This window comes from Derxia gummosa DSM 723 (assembly GCF_000482785.1).
In the GTDB taxonomy this organism is placed as follows: Bacteria; Pseudomonadota; Gammaproteobacteria; order Burkholderiales; family Burkholderiaceae_E; genus Derxia; species Derxia gummosa.
The window spans coordinates 21,096-42,484 of record NZ_AXWS01000013.1 but is presented as its reverse complement, the minus strand read 5'-3'; the positions used below and the strand labels follow the sequence as shown (position 1 = coordinate 42,484).

Here is a 21,389-nt window from a genome sequence, read left to right as displayed (position 1 = left end):
GCCCGTTTTTCATTTGAACTTCTCGTTCGCGGCGCGCAGGTCGGCCTGGATCTTGTCTTCGGCGGCGCGGGCGGACTGCTGGGCTTCGCGCGCGACGCGGGTGACGGTCTGGAGGTCGGCATTGGCCTCGGCCACGACGCAGTCGAGGTAGGTGCGCGCGGCCTGGCGGTAGGTGTTGACGCCATCGACCGACTTGTTGAAGGCGTCGGCATTGCGCAGGTCGAGCGCGGGCGGTTCGGGGCGGGCGCCGCACTTGGACGGCTGCCAGTCGCCGCCGGCAAGGCTGCCCGCGCTGGCGCCGGTGGCGATGAGGCCGAGGCCGAGCAGGACGGCGAGGCGACGCGCGACCGCGCCCGGGCGGACGCGCGTGGCGAAGGCGACGAGGGAAGAGGCTGGACGATTCATCGGAAAAGGCTCGCGAAAAGGCGGGTGAAAAGGCGCACGCCCCGGGACCGGGGGATCGGTGCCGGGGCGTGCGGGAGGGCGGGAAGGAAAGGCGCGGCGCGCGGGCGTCGAATCTCGGGCCGCGCGCCCGGGGCGGGCGACGGGCGCCGTCTGAATGTCAGGCGCCGCGCGCGGCCACGGCGGCGTCGCCGTCGGTGACGACGCGGGCGCTGGCCGGCAGCGCCGATTGACCCTGCGCGCCGCCGTCGGCCGCCGCCCTGCCCGGCACCGGCTTGCCGGCGCTCGGCTTGCCCTTGAAGCCGAGGCTGCGCTTGACGCGCTTCCAGCCCAGCACGACCGAGGTGGCGCCGAGCACGACGCCGAGGCCCACGAAGGTCAGCATCCACAGGTCCCACACCGGTCGATGCGCGAGCCAGCCGAAATCCCAGTGATGCAGGGCCGACCACAGCCAGCGGTAGGCGCGGCGCGACTGGTCGGAGCGCAGCAGCAGCCGGCCGTCCTGCGGATCGAGGTAGAAGCGCGTGCCGGCGGCATCGGCCAGATCGACGCGCAGCACCGGCAGCGGCCGATCGACCTGGCCCTGGCGATGGCGCGCGTAGTAGTAGCTGTCGTACTCGCTCACGAGCTGGCTGCGGGCGACGCTCGCGCCGCGCGTGAGACGGCCGACGGCCGCGATCAGCGCCGGCTCGGCGAAACGCTCGGGCGTGCCGGCGACGGGCTGGGGCAGGCGGTCGCCGCCGCGCGTGCTGGCGACCAGCAAGGCCTCGTCGCCGAGGCGGCGCCAGGCCAGTTCCACCACCGGGCGGCCGTCGCCGCTCTCGCCCGCAATGGCGGCGGGCTGCCAGTCGAGCGCGGTCTGCGGCAGCGCCTTGCCCTGGTAGCGCACCAGCTCCTCGCGCGAGGGATTGGCCGGCGAAAACATCTGGAACGGGTTGCCGTTGAACCAGCCGCTGAAGCCCCAGAGCAGCGCCGCGATGCCGCCGATGAGGCCGGCCCAGAAGTGCCAGGTGTTCCACACGTCGCGGTAGGGATGGGCGCGGCCGCCCTTGTATTGCGGCTTGCGGCCGCCGGCCGGGCGCCAGCGCTGCCAGCCGATGACGAGGCCCGTGAGGCTCGCGGCGAAGGAGAGGAAGGCCAGCCACATCAGCGTGTCGCGGCGCAGGTCCTTCACTTCGGCGAGGTCGATCGCGCGCAGCAGATGGGTCCAGTTGCCGGCCCAGTAGGCGGCGCGGGTCAGCGCGGTGCTGTCGCGCACGACTTCGCCGGTGCGGGCCGAGACAAGGATTTCGCGGCTGGAGCCGGCCACGCCGATGCGGTGGAAGGGGCGCAGCGCGTCGTGGTTGCGCACGGCCGAGTCCTGCGGGCCGGTGTCGAGATGGACGAGGCGGGCGGCGTCGGCCGGCGCGGTGTCGGGATCGTTCTCGATCCAGCGCGCGGCGATGGCGATGGCGTCGTCGGGCGTGAGCTTGCGCAGCGAGCCGTCGAGCGCCGACAGCGACAGGCGCCTGCCCCGGCTGTCCTCGACGAGCCAGACGGGCTGGCCGGCCTGGCTGACGAGGCGGGCCTCGGCGGGCTGGGGCGCGGCGGCGGGCTTGGCGGTGTCGGTGCCGGCCGGCGTGCCGGTCATCGCGGTGGCGGGTCGGGCTTCGCCGGCCGGCTTGGCGGCGTCGGCCGCGAGGCGGGCGGTCGCGCTGCGTCGCCAGGCTTCGCCCAAGCTGAGCCAGCCCGCCTGGGGCACGAGCGGCTCGGCGTTGCCGAGCTGTTCGGCCCGGCCCAGCGCCGACGGCGGCGCGTACATGATGACCAGGCCGGAGCCAAACCAGAGAAACATGAACAGGGCCAGCACGACGCCGGCCCAGCGGTGGATGAAGTAGAGAGCGCGTTGCATGGCGGGCCCGACAGCGGAAGGAAAGCCGGGCCGGGGGCAAGTTCGGTGCCGCCGCCGAAAGCCGGCCGAATCCCTGCGCGCCGACGGGTCTTGAGGCCGGCGGTGGCGCGACCGTGCGGCAAAGCGCGCAGTCCGGCCGGCGGCGCTGCTGGCTTTCGCGCCGGGCCGAGTACGGATTGCAACCCCTTGCAGGCGCCGACGCGCGACCGCCCCGAGGCGCCGCCGCCGTGCGCAAGGCACGGGATTCGCTGGCAGCCAGCGCCGCGCCTGGCCCTCCCGGCGCCTTCCAACCGAACAAGACGACATGAACCTGCCCTTCCGCCGCCTCGCGCTCGCCGCCGCCTTCGCGCTCGCCACCACCGCCTCCGCCCAGACCCCGCCCGACTTCAGCAAGGTCGAGATCAGGACCGTGCGTCTCGCCGACGACCTGCATGTGCTCGAAGGCCAGGGCGGCCAGATCAGCGTGCTGAGCGGACCCGACGGCGTGCTGCTCGTCGATTCGCAATTCGCGCCGCTCACCGACAGGCTCGTCGCCGCGATCCGCCGCATCAGCGACAAGCCCGTCCGCTACCTCGTCAACACGCATGTGCACGGCGACCACACCGGCGGCAACGAGAACTTCGCGAAGCTCGGCGCCACGCTGCTCAGCCGCGACCAGTTGCGCGAGCGCCTCGCCCGCCCCAACCCCGCCGCCGACGGCACGCCGGGCAAGCCCGCGCCGGCCGGCGCCCTGCCCGCCATCACCTACGACGGCCCGGTCACGCTGCACATCGACGGCGAGGACGTGAAGCTCATCCCGGTGCGCGCCGCCCATACCGACGGCGACACCCTCGTGCAGTTCGTGAAGCACGACGTGCTCGCGGTCGGCGACTACTTCCGCACCGTCGGCTATCCGGTGGTCGATCTCAACAACGGCGGCAGCCTGCGCGGCCTGCTCGACGGCCTGGGCGCCACCATCGGCCGCGCCGGCCCGTCCACGAAGATCGTGCCCGGCCATGGCCCGATCACCGACCGGGCCGGCCTCATCGCCCAGCGCGACCTCATCCTCGCCGTGCGCGACCGCGTCGCGCCGCTCGTGGCCGAGGGCAGGACCGTGGACGAAGTGCTGGCCGCGAAGCCGACCGCCGAGTTCGACGACAAGGTGCCGCAGTCGGCCCAGACCTCGGAGCGCTTCGTGCGCTGGCTGTATGCCGAGCTGAAGGCCGGGCGTTGAAGCCCGGCCGCCCGTCGCATTCGCCGGCGCGGCGCGGCTTCGTCGGCGCGCTCGGCGGTCTGGGCGCGCTCGCCTCGACCGGGCTGAGGCCGCTCGCGGCCGGCCCGGGGCCGCTGCTTGCGCCGCTCGCCGTCGCGCCGGTGCTGGCGCCCGACGACGCCCGCGCCGCCGACCTGCCGCGAGCCGCCCGCGTGCCGATCGAGACCTGGGCCGCCCTGCCCTCGGCCAGCGGCGCGCGGCTGTCGCCCGACGGCCGCCGGCTCGCGGTCATCACCGCCGCCAACGGCCGCCGCGCCTTCGGCTTGTGGGATCTCGACGGCAAGGACAAGCCGCTCACCTTCCCGACCGGCGAAGGCGAGCCGGCGTGGATCGCCTGGAAGTCGCCGACCCGCGCGATCGCCGCGCTGCGCATCGTGTCGCGGCGCGGGCCGCTCGAACGCACGCTCGACACCCGGCTCGTGGCGCTCGACGCGCTCACGGGCAAGGTGCTGGAGCTGGTGCAGTCCAACCGCGCCGACTGGGAGCCGCAGATCCAGGACCGGGTGCTCGGCTTCCTGCCCGACGATCCCGACCATCTGCTGCTGGAGCTGGCCGCGATCGAGCGCCGGGTCGGCGCCGCGCCCTCGGCCGCGACGCGGCGCGAACGCATCGAGCATCCGGAAGTGGTGGCCGTCGATCTGCGCGACGGCGGCACGCGCACGGTCGAGCGCGGCCACGGCCTCATCAACCACTGGATCGCCGCGCCCGACGGCACGGTGCGGCTCGGCTGGGCCTATCAGCGCGACCGCAGCCTGAGCCTGCTCGCGCGCGCCGCGCCCGGCGCGCCGTGGGAAACCATCGAGACACTGCCGCTCAACACCGGCCAGGAGTTCGAGCCGATCGCCTTCGTCGATGGCCATGCCGACCGGCTCTGGGTGCGCAGCAACCGCGAGACCGGGCGCGCCGCGATCGTCGAATACGACCTCGGCGCGCGCCGCGTGCTGCGCGTGGCCGCGCAATCGGCCAGCGACGACGTGAGCGCGCTGGTGCGCGGCGGCCGGCTCGTCGGCTGGGAAGGCGACGGCGCGACCCGCTGGCTCGACGCCGGCTGGGCCGCCGACGCGAAGCTGCTCGAAGGCGCGCTGCGCGGCAGCGAGCATGCGATCGTCGATCGCAGCGCCGACGGCCAGCGCGCGCTGGTGTCGGTCACGCGCGGCAATGCGCCGAGGGGCTATTTCCTGCTTGCGCGCGAGGACGGCAAGCCGGTGCTCGACCCCGTGACCGACGCGGTGCCCGATCTGCCGGCCGAGCGCTTCGGCGTCACCGAGGTCACGCATTACACGGCGCGCGACGGGCTGACGATCGAGGCGCTGGTCACGCTGCCGCCGGGCCGCGCGGCCGGCGACGGGCCGATCCCCTTCGTCGTGCTGCCGCACGGCGGGCCGTCGGCGCATGACGAGCCGGGCTACGACTACTGGGTGCAGTTCCTCGTCAACCAGGGCTGGGGCGTGCTGCAACCGCAGTTCCGGGGCTCGACCGGGCATGGCCGCGACTTTCTCGTCGCCGGCTACCGGCAATGGGGGCTGGCGATGCAGGACGACATCACCGACGGCACGCGCTGGCTCGTCGAGCGCCGGCTGGCCGATCCGGCGCGCATCGCCATCGTCGGCGCGAGCTACGGCGGCTATGCGGCGCTGATGGGCGTGGCGCGGGAACCCGGGCTGTACCGCTGCGCGGCGGCGATCGCGCCCGTGACCGACCTCGTGCGGCTGGTGGATGACCAGGCCGACTACATCTTCGGCGACCTGAACCTGCCGCAGGTGGGCGACCGCCGCCGGCTCGACGCGACCTCGCCGCTGCGGCTGGTGGATCGCATCGGCGCGCCGGTGCTGCTGGTGCATGGCCGCCAGGACGCGACGGTGCCGGTCGCGCACAGCGAGCTGATGGGCGCCGCGCTCGAACGCGCCGGCAAGCCGGTGACGACGGTGCTGCTGGACGACGCCGACCACAATTTCCAGCGCGTGCCGGATCGGGTCGCGCTGCTGACGCTGCTGGAGTCGTTTCTCGGGGCTTGGCTGCGCTGAGCGAGCGGGGCGGCACGCCGCCTTGCCCCGCCGTTCAGCTCGCCGTGCGTGCCCGCGCCGCGAGCCCCGCCGGCGTGCGCCACCACGGCGCGGCCGAGGCGTCCGGCGCGAGCCGGTCGAGCGCGTCGATCACCACGCCCACCTCGGTGCGGCGCAGCCAGTCGGGCTGCACATCCGCGAAATGCACGCGCCGGCCCGCGCCCACGATGACGACGGTCGGCATCGGCAGCTCCCAGCCGCCGGTCAGCTCGTCGAGCGGCTCGCCGCGCGCGATCGCCGCCTGCCGCGCCGCCGCGTCGTACTCGAAGGCGATGCCGAGCCGGCGCGCCAGCAGGTTGCCGGCATCGCTCGCGACGAAGAAGCCGAGGTCGTGGCGGCGCTTGATCTCGGCCAGCCGCGCCGGCCGCTGCGGGCTGACCGCGACCACCGTGGCGCCGCGCTCGCGCGCCGCGCCGAGCAGATGGCGGTTGTAGTAGGGCAGCGCGAGGTTGCAGGTGGGGCAGGACGCGAAGCGGAAGAAGATCAGCACGATCGGCCCGTAGCGCAGCAGCACGTCGGCACCGAGCAGGTCGCCGCCCACCTCGTGCAGCGTGAAGGGGTCGAGCACATCGCCCGGCTTGACGAAGCCTGCGTAGTTCGCGTCGCGCAGCAGCGTGGCGCGCTGCTCGAGCTGGGCCGCGAGCGCCTCGGGCGCCATCGTCTTCAGACGCTGGGCCTGGAGGTGGCCCAGCAGGGCGTCGAGCGAATCGCCGGGGATGACATGCGGACTGGCCATCGGTGCTCCTTCAAGTGCTTCGGGACGCCAGCCTAGCCAGCGACCCCGGCGCTGGCGACGATGCGAAAGCCATATCGACATGGTCGCTGGTTGGCTTGACGCACCGGTCTTGCAAGGGATTGCAAGGCTCGCGGCCGAAGCCGTCGCGCGAGGGGCGCGGCGGCGTGCATCCTCCGCGACAGGGGCGCCGCGCCTACTTCGTCGGCCGGCGGTCGTCCGGGTACCAGTAGCGCTGGTGGCAGGCCTCGCACGCCTGGTCGAGCCGCGCGCCCACCTCGATGAAGCGCTCCACATCCTTCGCGTCGATCGCGGCGCGCAGCAGCAGCGCGGTGTCGCGCAGCGCGCGGCCATGGCCCGCGAACACCTCGGGCTCGGCGTCGATGCGCTGCTGGATCGCGGCGGCGTCGAGCGTCGCCTTCACATGCGCGTCTTCCAGCGCCTTGCCTTCGCGCGCGACCTTGCGGTCGGGCAGCGCGAGCAGGTTGCCGGCCTCGGCCAGCCGCATCGCGAGCAGCGACAGTTCGTGCCATTCGGCGTCGGTCTGCGGGCGGTGCTCCTCGACGCCGGCCTTCGTGACCGTGGTCGAGACCGACTCCCACAACGTGTCGGCCGTCGGATCGACGAAGCCCTGCATCAGTTCCTGCACCGTCGCGACGGGCGTGTAGCCGGCCGGCGCGGCTGCGGCGGCTGGCGTGGCCTGCGTGGACGGCGGCGAGGCGGACGGTCCGCAGGCGGCAAGCGAGAGGGCGGCGACAAGGCCGCCGAGCATGGGACGCAGGAACATGGACGGACTCTCGTTGTTCTTGATAAGGAAGATCGCGCGCCGGCCGGTCCGGACGAAGCCGTTTACTCGCGGCCGCCCGGACCGGCCACGCTCACACGAAGCCGATCGCCCGGCCGGCCGCCGCCACCGCGAGCCACAGCCCGAGCGACAGCAGCGCCACGCCGCGCGCCAGCGCGCCGGCCGGCCGCCCTGCCTCGACCCGCGCCGCGAGCGGCTGGAACAGCAAGCCCTGCACCGCCGCCGCGAGCAGCAGCAGTCCGAGCTTGTAGAGGAAGACCGGCTTGTAGAAGTAGAGCGCCGGCGCCGACACGAACATCAGCGCGCCGCTCGCCGCCGCCGCCGCGAGTCCGAGCCAGAGCAGCGGGCGTAGCGGCTTCAGCAGCGGCGCGGCCGGCGCCCGCCCGAACGCCAGCCCGAGCACGCGCAGCACGCCGAGCAGCAGCGCTGCCAGCAGCAGCAGGAAGCCGAGCACATGCGCCACCTGCAAGGCGGCGCCGACCAGATGGTTGGACTTGCTGATCGCATGCGCGACCGGCGTGTTCTGCAACCAGTCGAGGGTTTCGAGCGTGGTCATGCGTGCCTCAGCCCCAGTCGGGCAGGTAGGGAATGAGCCGGCCGCAGATGATGACCAGCGTCCACAGCGCGAGCGAGGCCGCGCCCGCGCGCCGCACCCGGGGCCGCAGCGCCGCCGCCTCGACCGCGAAGCCCGGTTCGCGCGCCACGCGCAGCTCGAACCAGATCGCGTTCGCGCCCGCGAGCGCGATGAACAGCAGCTTGAACGGGAAGGCGGGGCTGGCCACGACGGACGGCGCCTCGGCCCAGAACAGCAGCAGGCCCGAGCCGAACACCAGCGCGAAGCCGGCCAGGATCCAGCCGCGCAGCGCCGCCAGCACTTCGGTCAGCGCGATGTCGCGCCAGAGCAGCCCGAGCATGCGCAGATCGACGAGGAAGAGCAGCCCCACCGCGAGCGCCAGCCCGATCAGATGCGTGCCCTCGATGATCGGAAAGGCCAGCGCCGATTCGCTGATGACGGCGCCGAGTCCGCTGGCCTGGAGCGCCTCGGCCCATTGCAGCAGGCCTTCCATTACCGCCCGCCTCCGCCGGTCGCCACGTTGCCGAAGCCGCCGTTGTTCTCGACGCAGATGCGCTCCTCGCGCTCGATGACGGTACGGCCGTCGCCGTCCTTGCCGAGCGTGGTCTCGAAGTGCCAGCCGTTGGGCTTGTCGGTCTCGGTCCAGCGCCGCGCCGGGATGGTCATGGTCCAGGGGCGGGTGAAGGTTTCGGGGTCGTCCACCGTGGCCACGTAGTTGTAGCGCGCGTTGTCGGCCGAGAAGATGTAGCGCTCGGTGATGTGCGCGTTGGGGCCGACGAAGTCGCCGGTGCGGCCGAGCAGCGCCTTGCCGTTGTTGTTGGTCACGTCCACCACGAGCGTGTTGCCCTCCCAGTGGCCGCGCGAATCGGCGTTCCAGAGCTTGATCGCCGCCGGCAGATGCGGCTTGCCGTCGAGGTGGACGAGCCGCGTGCCCGAGTTGAACAGGAACAGCACATAGCCCGGGAACTGGCGGATCTCGTAGCCGTGCCAGGTGAAGGACTTGGGCACGCCGGCCGGCGCGCAGCGCGCCAGCGGCTCGATGTACTGCGGCTGGGTCGGGTTGTGGAAGTTGGCGAGGAACTCCTCCTGCTTCGCGCGCGCCCAGGGCTGGTAGGGCAGCTGGCCGTCGGGCGGGTCGCTCACGCGGCTGACGGCGCGCTGGTCGCGCGGGCCTTGCGGCCGGCCGCGCGCCGCCGGATCGCCTGGGATGCCGCCTTGCGGATCGGTCCAGTTGTTGTGGTTGGCGACGGTGTTGGACCAGTGCCCCTGCACATCGGGCTGGCCGTCGGGCGTGCGCGGGCCGCGCCACGGCGCCGGCTCGATGCGCGGAAAGCTGCGCTCCTGCGAGATGCCGCCGCCCCCTCCGCCGGTGATGCGCACCGGCGCGCTGCCCGGTTCGGTGCCGGCTTGCAGCCGCGCGGCGGCGAGCGTGTTGGCCGACGGCTGGCTGGCGACCTGCGAGAGCGGCGCCGCGGCGGCCGGCGTTGGCCGCGCGGCGGCCTGGGAAGCCGCCTGCGCGGCTCCCGCCGCCCAGAAGCCGGCGTCGAGAGCAAGCACCAGCGCAAGCGGGCGAAGGTAGGAAGGAATGCGGTTCATGGCGTCGTCTGGGCGGCGCGCGCGGCGACTGGGCCGCGCGTCGGTGCGATCACGGGCGGGGCGGATAGACGCTGTCGTAGTCGAGCGTGAAGCAGTAGTTCTCGACCAGCTGGAAGTCCTTCTCGCGGTGGCGATGCAGGATCACGCCCAGCGTCCAAGGCCGCGCATAGACCTGCGGGTCTTCGAGCGTGGCGCGGTAGTCGAGGGTGTTGGCGTCGAGAAGGCGCCAGCGCTCGACCACGTGCAGCTGGTCGCTGTGGAAGTTGCCGGCGCGGTCGAGCCAGGTCTCGTCGTTGAAATGCTTCACGTCCACCACGAGCGTGTCGCCGTCCCAGCGCGCGCGCGAATCGCCGAGCCACCAGTCGTTCGGGTTGTCGGGATGACCGCTGCCGTTGGTGTGGATGGTGCGCACCGACTGGCCGAACTGGAACAGCACCGTCAGGTCCTGCGGACGCTGGAGGATCTGGAAGGGCTCGGGGTAGTAGATGCCGCGCGGCACGCCGAGCGTGAAGCACTTGAGGCGCGGATCGTCGCTGTTGCGGGCCTCGAAGTTCTTCTGCTTCTGCGCGAGCGCCTTGGGCAGATAGGGAATGGCGCCGCCCTCGACGATGCCCGGCCCCGGCGGCGCGTCCTTGCGCGGGCCGTGCGGTTCGAGGTCGAAGTCGGCGTTGCTCGTGGTCTGCCAGATGCCCGAGAAATCGGGCCGGCCGTTGGGCAGCCGCGGGATCGCGCCGGCGCTGGTGCCACGGGCGGCCGGCGCGCCGGCCGGGCTGGCGGCGGGCACCGTGGCGGGCAGCAGCGCGGCGGCGAGGGCGAGGCCGGCGATGAGGGCCGGCAGGGCCCGGTGAAGCTTAGTCGTCATCGGAGGAGGAAGGCGGGGTTCAGCGCGCGGCGGGCACGTTGGCGGCGGCGGCCGGGCTGTCCTGGGCGCCGCCGGTCTGGAAGGTGCGGCCGTCCTGCAGGCTGACCGTGACCGCGTAGCCGAAGGGGCCGCCGTTCTTCGAGCGGTAGCCCTTGACCGTCACCGGTGTGCCGGGCGGCAGCACGGCCTTGGTCAGGCCGCGTTCCTGCAGCGCGAAGGGCGCGCCGAATTCGACGCCCCAGTTGGTTTCGCTGCCGTCGGCGCCCTTCACGTCGAAGTAGAGCCAGCTGTGCGGATTGACCCACTTGGCCTTGGTGACGACGCCCTTCAGCTCGATCGGCTGGTCGGCGTCGAACTCGGCCGAGAAGGCGTGATGCGCATGCGCGATGGCGGCGCCGAGCGCCAGCGCGAGGCCGGCGCCGGTGAGGGCAAGAACATGCGCGGCGCGGCGCACGCGGACAGGCTTCGGGAACATGGTCGATCTCCGTGCGTCGATGCGGCGGCCGAGTCCGCCTGGACCGGACCGGCATTGCAGCTTTCGCTCCACCGGCCATGGCCGGCAAAAGCGGCATCGGAACGGCGGGTTTGGCGCAGCCGGCGCCGCGCGCTGCTGCGAAGCGGGCAGCACGGGCCGGGCGGCCTGCCCGCGCCGCGACAGCGCGTGGCGGGCCATCGAAGGGCGCCCGCTCCGTTCCCGCCCGGCCATCGCGGCCCGCAGACCTCGCCGCTGCCCTCGCTCAGAGCTTGCCGCTCACCGTCACCCCCACCCAGCGCGGCAGCGCCGGCGTGTAGCTGTTCCAGGTGCGCGCCTGGTATTGATCGTTGCCGAACAGGTTCTTGACGATCAGGCTCACGTCGAGCGAGTTGTCCTGCCGGCCCAGGCCGATCGAGGCGTCCGTCACCGTGCTGGCGCCGACCCAGCCATAGCTCGACAGCGCGTTGTCGGAATTGAAGCGGCTCGCGTAGGTGGTGTTGAAGCTGGTGTGGAACAGCTTCGAGTCGAGCACCGGCCGGCGGTAGTCGACGCCGACGTTGAACGTGAACTTCGAGGCGCCCGGCAGGGTCTGGCCGGCCACGTCGCGGTAGCTCGTGGCGAGGTTGCCGTTCTCGACCGGCTGGGCGAGGTAGCCGAATTCCTTGTACTTGGCCACGTTGTAGGCGCCCGAGAAGCGCACCGTGGTGTTGCGGATGCCCGCGAACACGCCGTCGATCTCCAGCCCGTGCGCCTGCACCTTGGGCGCGTTGCCGGTGTACGAGGTCCAGGCCGTCTCGCCGCTGCCGCCGGGCAGGCGGTTCTGCGCCGTGGTGTAGGCATCGACCGTCTGCACCGCCTGCTGGTAGTCGCGGATCTTCATGAGGAAGACATCGGCGTTGAACACCAGCGTCCTGTCGAGCAGCACGGTCTTCGCGCCCAGCTCGAAGGAGTTGGTGCGCTCGGGCTTGGTCAGATAGGAGATGCCGTTCACGTTCTGCGAGATGCCGGCCTTCTCGCCGTACTGCCAGCTCACATAGCCCGTGAGGTCGGGGCCGAACTTCCAGCTCGGGCTCAGCACGAAGGCCGGCTGGTTCTTGCGGAAGGGCTGGGCCTCGACCTGGTTCCACAGCACGCCGGCCTGGTTGCGGCGCAGGCTGCGGGCCGCTGCCACCTGGGCCTTCTGCGCGTCGCTCAGGCTGTTGTAGGCCTCGCCGGGCGTGGCGGTGATGGTGCGGCCGAAGTAGCGCGCCGCGACCGCGTCGGCCACGCCGAGCTGGGCCGCGCTGTTGCCCGCCGAGAGCGCGCCCGCGTTGTTCGCGAGGAAGCCGCCGAGGTTGATGCCGTTGACGCTGGCGGGGTTCAGCAGCGTGCCGGCGCCCTGGTCGTCGAGATAGGCGCGGCTGCGCGTGTTGCGGTCTTCATGCGTGAGGCGCAGGCCGGTGGTGAGCGTGAGTGCGTCGCTGAAATGCCAGTTGGCCTGGCCGAAGATGGCGGCGCTGCGGTTGTTGTACTGGTTGTCCACGCGCTTGTAGAGCCGGTTGAGCGAGTCCTGCAGCAGCGCGCGCCCGCTGGTGTCGGCATCGAGCGTCGTGTACTGCGAGCGGCTCGAGAACCAGGCGCCGGCATCCGAGCCCCAGCCGGTGCGGGTCGAATGGTCGATGTCGGTCTCGATCGCGTAGAGGCCGGTCTGGTAGTCGACGAAGCCGCCGGTGGGCGAGCTGAGGCGCAGTTCCTGGCTGAGCTGGCGGTAGTTCACGAGGCCGCCGCCGTTCTTGCTGATGTCGAACGGCGTGCCCTCGTCGTTGCGGGCGTCGAAGTAGTAGTTGCGGATGCCGGTGATCGAGGTGAGCGTGTGGCCGCCGAGCTTCCAGTTGAGTTCGAGCGCGCCGCCGTTGGTGCCGGTCACGATCGGGTTGTAGTTGTCGGCGTTGATGTAGCCGCGCCCGGCGTTGCCGAGGTAGTCGCCGAGATAGCTGTAGCTGCTCTGGCGCGTGAACCAGGGCCGCGCGAGCCGGGTCGAGGCATCGGTGTTGAGCGGGTTGGTCGTGCCGTCGGCATAGCGCGTCGGCGTCGCGGTGTTGTAGCTGCGGCCGTTGCTGGCCTCGCCGGCGCGCGGCTGGGCATCGACGGTGAGCAGGGCACTGAAGCTGGCCGACGGCGTGAGCAGGAGCCGCAGCCGGCCCGAATAGCGGTCGCGGTTGGCGTAGCTGAGGTCTGGGTTGTAGGCGTTGACGAGGTCGCCCCGGCCCTTGGTGGCGCTGACGGTGCCGCGCCAGGCAAGCAGGTCGTCGATGACGGGGCCGCCGTAGGTGGCCGTGCTGTAGAGCGTCTGGCGCTGGCCGTAGCTGACGAGGAAGCGCCCCTCGGGCACGAAGCTCGGCTTGCGGGTCGTGATGTTGATGACGCCGAGACTGGTGTTCTTGCCGAGCAGCGTGCCCTGCGGGCCGCGCGTCACTTCCACCGTGTCGATGTCAGTGAAGTCGAGGCTCGACGCGAGCGGGTTGTACGCATAGTTGATGCCGTCCACGATGATGCCGACGCTCGGGTCCTGGGCATCGGTCTGGCCCTGCTTGCCGATGCCGCGGATGCCGAGGCTGAACTGGCGCGGATTGCCCGGGTTCCAGGTCACGTTGGCGACGCGCTTGGTAATGGCCTCAACGTCGGTGGCCTGGAGCCGTTCCAGCTCGGCGCCGGTCACCACCGACACCGACAGCGGCACGTCCTGCAACCGCTCGATGCGGTTGCGGCTGCGCACCGTCACCGCGCCGAGCGCCGGCGCCTCGCTGGCGGCCGGCTCGGCCGGCGCGTCGGCCGCGTGGGCGGGTGTCGCGCTGAAAGCGATTGCAAGCGCGAGCAGCAGTGGGCGCGGCACGGGACGGAAGGCGGCCGGCGGTTGCTGGCCCGGGGCGCGGCGGCGCGCGGCGACGAGCCGGTCGCGGCGGATCGGGAGTCGGGTCATGGGGCTTCCTGAAGCGTCGTTGTTGGAGCCCGCTGCATGGCAACCGACATGCCCGCCGTGGCGGCGCCCCTGCCCCGCCGCCGGACGATTCCCGTAAAGATGTGTTTTGAAAGCGTTTTCTTTCCGAGCGGTCCGGGTCGGCGGCCGGGCCTTGCCGGCGATGACCGGCGGCCGGCTGCTGCGCTCGGCAACGCCGTGTTGCTGCGATCGACGCAAGCCGGCAGAAAGCCAGCAACACCGGCAAGCCGAGCCGGCTCAGCGCGCCCGCGCGAAGCCCTCGGCCGGCCGCAGCGCCACCGGCTTCGGCAACTCGGCCGGTACCCAGTCGGCCGGCACCGGCTGGGCGCGGTAGAGCTGGAAGTTGAGCGTCGGCCGGCCGCGTTCGTCCTTGCCGGCGCGCGGATGGGCGTTGACGTACTCCCACACGATGTCGCCCTCGCGCGTGACCTGGAACAGCCGGCCGCTCTGTCCTTCGTCGATGAAGGTATTGCCGTTGGGCAGCCGGCGCGCCGCGCTGATGTGGGTGCTGCGGAAGGCCCAGCCCGGCTGGCCCGAATCCTCGGCCGTGTACTGCCAGACGATTTCCTTCCTGATCGGGTCGATCTCCAGCACGCGCGAGCCGCCCGTGACCGGCAGCGGCGGCGACGGATAGCCGCCCGTGCCCTGGTTGTCGAACACCAGCAGATTGCCCGCGCCCGGCAGGCCGGCCGGGATGATCTGAGCGTCGTGCTGGCCGCTGATCTGGTCCACCGGCCGGGGCAGCGCGCGGCCGGCCGCGCCACGCGGGATGGCCGACAGGTTGGGGCCGAGCGTCCAGACCACCTTGCCGCTCTTGCGGTCGATGATCGCGATGAAGTTGGCGTTGCGCGCATCGACGATGAGGTTGTCGGGCGCGAAACGCGCGTCGCCGGCGTCGAACCAGCGGTTGGGGCCGACCGGCTTCATGTCGTTGAAATGCAGATAGTCGGGATCGTCGCTGGCGCGCACGAGCGCGAGCTGCTCGGGCGTGAAGCCGAATTCCTCCACATGGTCGCCGGCCTTCCAGGTCCAGACGATCTCGCCGGCCGGGTTCACTTCGTGGATCACGTCGTCGAGCAGCTTCGGCAGCCTGAAGCCGGCGATCGGCCGCACCTCGTTTGCAAGCACATAGGTATTGCCGTTGGGCAGCCGGCCCCAGTCGTGATGCTGGCGCGCGAAGCCGCCGGGCGCCTTCTCGCCGAAGGTCCAGACCGGCTTGCCGGACCAGTCCAGCTCGCCGACGGTCTTGCTGATGCGGTTGTTGACGCGGCCCGGAATCAGGTCGGTGCCCGCGCCTTCGCCGAGTTCGAGCGTGACCAGCACATGGCCGCGCCGGCCGCCGTTGACGGCCGGGTCGATGGCCGTGCTGAAGGCGGCGGCGTCCTTCCATTCATGCACGGTGCGGCCGTTGAGGTCGATGAGGCGGGCGATGTTGTCGCCGCCGGTGAACAGCACGAAGCCGTTCCAGGCGCGCTCGGGATCGAGCCGCGTCGTGCCGGTGGGAAAGACGCTCGGTCCGGCGAGCGCGGCGGCGCCGAGCGCGAGGCCGGCGGCAAGCGCGGCTGGGCGCAGCAGGCGTGAAAGGGTTTGCATGACGGGAGCCTCGCGGCATTGAAAGGGCTTGCGCAGGTGCAGCCGCCGTGCCACGCCCCGAGGCGCCAGCACTGTTGACGCCGCAGCAGCGGCCAGCCGCCGCCGCGCGCCGACGGCTCCGATCGCAGCAGCAGGAGCCGCGCCGCTGACGCCCGCGCAACAGCCGGCGCGCGGCCGGGCCGCGCTGCCTTCCGCGCAGTCCGCGCTTGCCGCTGCACCAAATCGTTCATGTCATTACTGGATATTTGCTTATTAGCATCATGCGTTTTGAGAATGTAATGCGCGGTCTTACCGTGGCGTTCCGTCATCTCAACCAGAACTACAGGCCACAAGACGATGCCAGCCGCCCTTCCCAAGCGACCGCGCCACCGCGCCTTCCACCGACCGTTCCTGCTTGCCGGCTTCGCGCTCGCGCCGGTCGCCGCCGCCTTTGCCCAGACCAGCGCCTCCTACGGCAACGTGCAGGACGTGGTCGTGACCACCGGCGTGCGCGGCGAGCAGCGCACCGTCGCCGACAGCCCGGCGCCGATCGACGTCATCAACGCCGACCAGCTCGTGCGCACCGGCCGCGCCGAGCTGAGCGAGGCCATCTCCAAGCTGCTGCCGTCGGTCAACTTCGGCAGCAACCAGGCGGGCGTCAACTCGATTGTCCGGCCCATCACCAACCGCGGCCTCGGACCGGCCTACACGCTCGTGCTCGTCAACGGCAAGCGCCGCCACAACGGCTCGCTGCTCACCAACGGCGGTGGCGACACCAGCGGCGTGAACGCGGTGGACATCGACCTCATCCCCGTGAGCGCGGTCGATCACATCGAGGTGCTCAAGGACAGCGCCGCCGCCCAGTACGGCTCTGACGCGGTCGCGGGCGTCATCAACATCGTGCTCAAGAACGGCGCCGCCGGCGGCCATGTCGGCGTGAGCTACGGCGAGCTGTACAACACCCAGGGTGACGAGGCCGCCACCCGCGCCGAGGCCGACTACGGCCTCGCGCTCGGCGAGGACGGCTTCCTGCACCTGAGCGCCGACGCGCGCCAGCGCGGCATGGCCTGGTGGAACTTCCCGGCCACCAACCGCACCATCTATTCGCCCGCGAGCGACCCGCGCAACGCGGCCTGGAACGGCGACGGCGCCCACAACGGCGACCCCGAGATCAAGGCCGGCAACTTCGCCTTCAATGCCGAACTTCCCATCGACGCGACGCTGCGCACCTATGCCTTCGGCACCGTGGGCAAGCGCTACACCCAGATGGGCAACAACTTCCGCCGGCCCAACGGCACGGCTTCGTTCTCGTCGCTGTTCCCCAACGGCTACTACCCGCTCAACAACAGCGGCGAGACCGACTACCAGCTCGTCGCGGGCGCCAGGGGCCTGGCCGCCGGCTGGAACTGGGACGCGAGCAGCTCCTTCGGCCGCAACCGCGTGCGCCAGTACAGCGACCTCACGATCAACCCCTCGCTCGGGCCAACCTCGCCCACCAGCTTCGGCAACCTCGCCACCTACCAGTTCGACCAGTTCACCAACAACCTCGACATCACGCGCGCCTTCGATCTCGGCCTGAAGAAGCCGGTGCAGGTCTCGGCCGGCGCCGAATACCGCGTCGACCGCTTCCGCACCTTTGCCGGCGATCCGCTCGGCTCGCGCATCGGCGGCTACGTGATCCAGCCCGGCGACCAGGACGGCAACCCCAACGTCGGCAAGCTCGCGTCGATCGGCGCCCAGGGCGCGGTGGTGTTGAGCCCGGCCGACGAGGCCAACCTGCGTCGCGGCGTGTTCGCCGCCTATACCGACGTCGGCTTCAACCCGACCGACCGCTGGTTCGTGGACGTGGCCGCGCGCGGCGAGCATTACGACGACGCCTCGGGCAACACCGTGAGCGGCAAGCTCAATTCGCGCTTCGAGCTGACGCCCGAAGTGGCGCTGCGCGGCACGGTGGGCACGGGCTTCCGCGCGCCGTCGCTCACGCAGATCGGCTACGCCCAGACCGACAACCGCACCAACCTCGACGTCAACGGCAACGTGGTGCCGAGCCTGTCGAAGGTGCTGCGCAACAACTCCGAGCTGGCCCATGCCCTCGGCGCCCAGGACCTCAAGCCCGAGAAGTCGCGCAACGCCGGCCTCGGCGTGGCCTGGACGCCGGTGCGCGGCACCAACGTCACGCTCGACGGCTACCGCGTCGACATCAAGGACCGCATCGTCCGCACCGGCTACCTCTACGGCCCGGCGTTCTCGCCGCTGCTCCAGAACTACGGCCTGTCGGGCACCGAGTGGGTCCAGTACTTCGCCAACGCGGTCGATACCCGCACCACCGGCCTCGACCTCGTCGCCGACACCACCCAGGACTACGGCCGCCTCGGCACCGTGCGCTGGAATGTCGGCTTCAACTACAACGAGACCGAGATCACGCGCATCCGCGCCACGCCCTCGCAGATCACCGCGCTCGGCGCCAACGCGGGCGGCAACAACGTGTGGTTCGGCCGCTCGGCCCAGGGCGACCTCACCGTCGCCAATCCGCACAACAAGCTCATCCTCGGCGCGCGCTGGTTCATCGACGCCTTCGACGTGAACCTGCAGACCACGCGCTACGGCAGCTACAAGTGGCAGCGCACCGAGAACAAGGCGCAGGACATCGACTTCGGCGCGCGCTGGATCACCGACCTCGACGTGACCTATGCGTTCAAGGGCGGCGTCAAGGTGAGCGTGGGCGCGACCAACCTGTTCAACATCCATCCCGAGAAGGCCGGCTACGTCGATGCCAACACCGGCGCCGCCGCCTTCGTCTATGGCCCCTCGCCCTTCCATCCGGGCGGCGGCTTCTGGTACTCGAAGCTGGCCTACGACTTCTGACGAGGTTGCGGCGGCGCGCGAAGGCTGGCAGGCCCGCGCGCGCCGCCGTGGCGGTTGCCGACGGGCAGCCGCCTTCTCCGACGCGCATCCCCTGCGCGCATTCGCCCGCTCCGGACATGGTCGGCCGGAGCGGGTCTTTTTTGCGTTCCGCACCTTGGTCGAGGCATGCATGCCGCACTACACCGCCGCCCACTGGGGCATCCAGGAAGTGATCCGCGACCGCGCCGGCAATCCGGCGCTGCGACCCTGGCGTGACGATCCGGACCCGCCCGCCTTCGCCATGCATGCGCTCGCGGCCAGCACCGGCGAGCTGCGCGTGCGCCGCCCCGCGATCCGGCGCGGCTGGCTCGAGCACGGCCCCGGCCCCGCGCGCGGCGGTCGCGGCCGCGACGGCCATGTGGAAGTGGACTGGAACACCGCGCTCGACCTCGTCGCCGGCGAACTCGCGCGCGTGCGCGCCGCCCACGGCAACGAGGCGATCTTCGGCGGCAGCTACGGCTGGGCCAGCGCCGGCCGCTTCCACCATGCCCAGAGCCAGCTGCATCGCTTCCTCAACCTCGCGGGCGGCTTCGTGCGCAGCACCCACAGCTACAGCCTCGGCGCGGCGCGCGTGCTGCTGCCGCATGTGCTCGCCGACATGGACCGGCTCCAGGCCGGCCATGACGACTGGGACACGCTCGCCGCCCACACCCGGCTGATGCTCTGCTTCGGCGGCATTCCGGTGCGCAATGCGCAGATCGACCCCGGCGGCGCCGGCCGCCACGAGGCGCGCGGCGCGATCGCGCGCATGGCCGCGCGCGGCTGCCGCTTCATCAACGTGAGCCCGACGCGCGACGATTTCGGCGACGGCCGCGAGCAGCCCGCGCTGGCCGAGTGGATCCCGATCCGCCCCAACACCGACACCGCCTTCATGCTCGCGCTCGCGCACGAGCTGATCGTGCTCGGCCGCCACGACCGCGCCTTTCTTGCAAGCCATTGCAGCGGCTTCGGCCGCTTCGCCGACCATGTGCTCGGCCTCGACGACGGCCAGCCCAAGACGCCGGAATGGGCCGCCGACATCACCGGCGTGCCGGCGGCGCGCATCGCCGCGCTCGCGCGCGAGCTGGGCCGCGAGCGCAGCCTCATCAACGTGGCCTGGTCGCTCCAGCGCGCCGAGCACGGCGAGCAGCCGTACTGGGCCGCGCTCGCGCTCGCGGCCGTCATCGGCCACATCGGCCTGCCCGGCGGCGGCATCGCCTTCGCCTATGGCGCGGTGAACGCGATCGGCTATCGCGGCCCGAAGTTCCACGGCCCGACGCTCGCCCAGGGCCGCAACCCGGTCAGCGCCTTCATTCCGGTCGCGCGCATCGCCGACATGCTGTTCGACCCCGGCGCGCCCTTCGAATACGACGGCGGGCGCCACCGCTATCCGCATGTGCGCTACCTGCACTGGGCCGGCGGCAATCCCTTCCACCATCACCAGGACCTGAACCGCCTCGTGCGCGCCTGGCAGTTGCCCGACACCATCGTCGCCCACGAGCAGTTCTGGACGGCGGCCGCGCGCCATGCCGACATCGTGCTGCCCGCCACCACGACCCTGGAGCGCGCCGACATCGGCTTCTCGTCGCGCGAGGGGCACATGGTGGCGATGCGGCCCGTGATCGCGCCCGTGGGCGAGGCGCGCGACGACCACGCCATCCTCGCCGGCATCGCGCGACGGCTCGGCTTTGGCGAGGCCTTCACCGAAGGGCTCGACACCGAGGGCTGGCTGCGCCGCCTGTACGAGGAATGCCGCCCGCGCGCCGAAGCCGCCGGTGTGCGCCTGCCGGGCTACGACGCCTTCGTCGAGCGCGGGCTCATCGACTTCTCGCGCGCCGCCGAGCCGCCCGAGCCGCTGCTCGCGCGCTTCCGGGCCGACCCGATCAACCATCCGCTGCCGAGCGACAGCGGGCGCATCGAGCTGCATTCGCCCCGGCTCGCGGGCTTCGGCCATACCGGCTTCGCGGGCCATCCGCGCTGGCGCGAGCCGACCGAATGGCTCGGCGCGGCGCTGGCGCGGCAATACCCGCTGCATCTCATCAGCGATCAGCCGGCCAACAAGCTGCACGGCCAGCTCGACCATTCGGCCGCGAGCCGCGCCGACCGCGTGCGCGGCCGCGAGCCGGTGGTGCTGCATCCGCTCGACGCCGCCGAGCGCGGCCTCGCCGACGGCGAGCTCGTGCGCGTGTTCAACGATCGCGGCGCCTGCGTGGCGGCCGTGCGCACGAGCGACGGCCTCGCGCGCGGCGTCGCGTGCATGGCGACCGGCGCCTGGTTCGACCCGGCCGGGCCGGAATTCGACGGCGTCTGCGCCCACGGCAACCCGAACGTGCTCACCCAGGACGCCGGCTGCTCGCCGCTGTCGCAGGGCTGCTCGGCGCAGAGCTGCCTCGTGCAGGTCGAACGCTGGACCGGGCCGCTGCCGCCGGTGCGGGCCTTCGATCCGCCGGCGTTCGTCGCCACGCCGCCCATCCGCCTTCCCCTCGCCAACGGAGCAAGCCCATGCCCTTCCCTGACGTGATCCGCCTCCAGCACGGCCACCACAGCGCGCGCGCCTACACCGACCAGCCCGTCGATGACGACCAGCTCGACGCGATCGTGCGCGCCGCCTGGCATGCGCCCACCTCGATCCACAGCCAGCAGGTCTCGCTCGTCGTCGTGCGCGACAAGGCGACGCGGGCCCGCCTCGCCGAGCTGGCCGGCGGCCAGCCCTGGATCGCGCAGGCGCCGGTGTTCATCGCCGTCGTCGTCGATCACCACAAGACGGCGCTCGGCGTCGAGATCGGCGGCGCGACCCAGACCGTGCACGAATCGCTCGAAGGCTGGACCTCGGGCGTGCTCGACGCCGGCATCGCGCTCGGCAATCTCATCGTCGCGGCGCGCGCCTTCGGGCTCGGCACCGTGCCGATCGGCGGCATCCGGCGCAACCCGACGGCGGTGCGCGAGCTGCTCGGCCTGCCGCATCTCGCGCTCGCGGTGAACGGCCTCGTGATCGGCCACGCGACCGACCATCCGCCGGTCAAGCCGCGCCTGCCGATCGAAAGCTTCCGGCATGACGAGCGCTACGACGCCGTCGGCCTGCGCGACGCGATCGCGCGCCACGACGCCGAGCTGCTCGCGCACTGGCAGCGCGTGGGCCGCGCCGACGGCAAGCCGTGGTCGGCCAACACCGCCGGCTTCTACGCGCGCCACTACTACCCGCAGCTGCAGCCGGCGGTGCTGGAAGCGGGCTGGGGCGTCGAGCCCTGAAGCCGGCTGCTGCATCGCCAGCAGGCGGGCGAGGTGGGTCATATGCATATCGCCA

General features: G+C 72.0%; 16 protein-coding genes. 5 read left to right on the top strand and 11 right to left on the bottom strand.

Features of this window, described 5'->3' with window-relative positions; genetic code table 11:
- Positions 1-9: 9 nt before the first annotated feature.
- Together H566_RS24390 and H566_RS24385 are read right to left on the bottom strand one after the other, a co-directional pair.
- Entirely contained in the window at positions 10-405 is a 396-nt protein-coding gene (locus tag H566_RS24390) for a hypothetical protein (RefSeq protein ID WP_051378638.1), read from the bottom strand.
- Between the two features lie 157 nt (positions 406-562).
- Positions 563-2,293: a PepSY domain-containing protein gene (locus H566_RS24385; protein ID WP_051378637.1), complete on the bottom strand. Its 1,731-nt coding sequence runs from the start codon at positions 2,291-2,293 to the stop codon at positions 563-565.
- Between the two features lie 304 nt (positions 2,294-2,597).
- On the opposite strand from H566_RS24385, the gene H566_RS24380 reads away from it, so the two are divergent.
- Together H566_RS24380 and H566_RS0110875 are read left to right on the top strand one after the other, a co-directional pair.
- A complete protein-coding gene (locus H566_RS24380) occupies positions 2,598-3,506 on the top strand; it encodes an MBL fold metallo-hydrolase (protein WP_051378636.1) in 909 nt (302 codons plus the stop codon).
- Positions 3,503-5,569 carry a S9 family peptidase gene (locus H566_RS0110875; RefSeq protein ID WP_028311472.1) on the top strand — a complete coding sequence of 689 codons (2,067 nt, stop codon included), beginning with the start codon at positions 3,503-3,505 and terminating at the stop codon, positions 5,567-5,569. The genes H566_RS24380 and H566_RS0110875 overlap by 4 nt, the downstream gene beginning before the upstream one ends.
- A 34-nt stretch (positions 5,570-5,603) precedes the next feature.
- Here H566_RS0110875 and H566_RS24375 read toward each other — a convergent pair whose 3' ends face one another.
- The 9 genes from H566_RS24375 to H566_RS24360 form a co-directional block, all read right to left on the bottom strand.
- The gene (locus H566_RS24375; protein WP_051378635.1) at positions 5,604-6,344 is read right to left on the bottom strand and encodes a peroxiredoxin-like family protein; all 741 of its coding nucleotides are present in this window, start codon (positions 6,342-6,344) and stop codon (positions 5,604-5,606) included.
- Positions 6,345-6,537: 193 nt separating this feature from the next.
- Positions 6,538-7,128 (bottom strand): hypothetical protein, encoded by a 591-nt coding sequence (locus H566_RS0110865; protein WP_028311471.1) that lies wholly within the window; start codon positions 7,126-7,128, stop codon positions 6,538-6,540.
- A gap of 91 nt (positions 7,129-7,219) precedes the next feature.
- On the bottom strand, positions 7,220-7,702 hold the full coding sequence (locus H566_RS0110860) for a hypothetical protein (protein ID WP_051378634.1): 483 nt from the start codon (positions 7,700-7,702) through the stop codon (positions 7,220-7,222).
- A 7-nt stretch (positions 7,703-7,709) separates the two neighbouring features.
- Positions 7,710-8,213, bottom strand: a complete 504-nt coding sequence (locus H566_RS0110855) for a hypothetical protein (protein WP_028311469.1) — start codon at positions 8,211-8,213, stop codon at positions 7,710-7,712.
- Positions 8,213-9,316, bottom strand: a complete 1,104-nt coding sequence (locus H566_RS24370) for a hypothetical protein (RefSeq protein ID WP_051378633.1) — start codon at positions 9,314-9,316, stop codon at positions 8,213-8,215. The genes H566_RS0110855 and H566_RS24370 overlap by 1 nt, the downstream gene beginning before the upstream one ends.
- Before the next feature lie 49 nt (positions 9,317-9,365).
- Positions 9,366-10,178, bottom strand: coding sequence for a hypothetical protein (locus H566_RS0110845; RefSeq protein ID WP_034411452.1), 813 nt, complete (start codon positions 10,176-10,178; stop codon positions 9,366-9,368).
- Positions 10,179-10,197: 19 nt separating this feature from the next.
- Positions 10,198-10,653 (bottom strand): DUF6152 family protein, encoded by a 456-nt coding sequence (locus tag H566_RS0110840; protein ID WP_028311467.1) that lies wholly within the window; start codon positions 10,651-10,653, stop codon positions 10,198-10,200.
- Positions 10,654-10,915: 262 nt separating this feature from the next.
- Positions 10,916-13,612: a TonB-dependent receptor gene (locus tag H566_RS24365; protein ID WP_051378632.1), complete on the bottom strand. Its 2,697-nt coding sequence runs from the start codon at positions 13,610-13,612 to the stop codon at positions 10,916-10,918.
- A gap of 255 nt (positions 13,613-13,867) precedes the next feature.
- Entirely contained in the window at positions 13,868-15,223 is a 1,356-nt protein-coding gene (locus H566_RS24360) for an aryl-sulfate sulfotransferase (protein WP_051378631.1), read from the bottom strand.
- Positions 15,224-15,559: 336 nt separating this feature from the next.
- Here H566_RS24360 and H566_RS0110825 point away from each other — a divergent pair, with 336 nt between their 5' ends.
- The 3 genes from H566_RS0110825 (at position 15,560) to H566_RS0110815 (ending at position 21,334) form a co-directional block, all read left to right on the top strand.
- Positions 15,560-18,067 carry a TonB-dependent receptor plug domain-containing protein gene (locus H566_RS0110825; protein WP_028311466.1) on the top strand — a complete coding sequence of 836 codons (2,508 nt, stop codon included), beginning with the start codon at positions 15,560-15,562 and terminating at the stop codon, positions 18,065-18,067.
- Between the two features lie 169 nt (positions 18,068-18,236).
- A complete protein-coding gene (locus H566_RS24355; RefSeq protein WP_084544988.1) occupies positions 18,237-20,606 on the top strand; it encodes a molybdopterin-dependent oxidoreductase in 2,370 nt (789 codons plus the stop codon).
- Positions 20,588-21,334 carry an NADPH-dependent oxidoreductase gene (locus H566_RS0110815; protein WP_051378630.1) on the top strand — a complete coding sequence of 249 codons (747 nt, stop codon included), beginning with the start codon at positions 20,588-20,590 and terminating at the stop codon, positions 21,332-21,334. Before H566_RS24355 ends, H566_RS0110815 begins: the two co-directional genes overlap by 19 nt.
- The last annotated feature ends 55 nt before the right edge of the window (positions 21,335-21,389 follow it).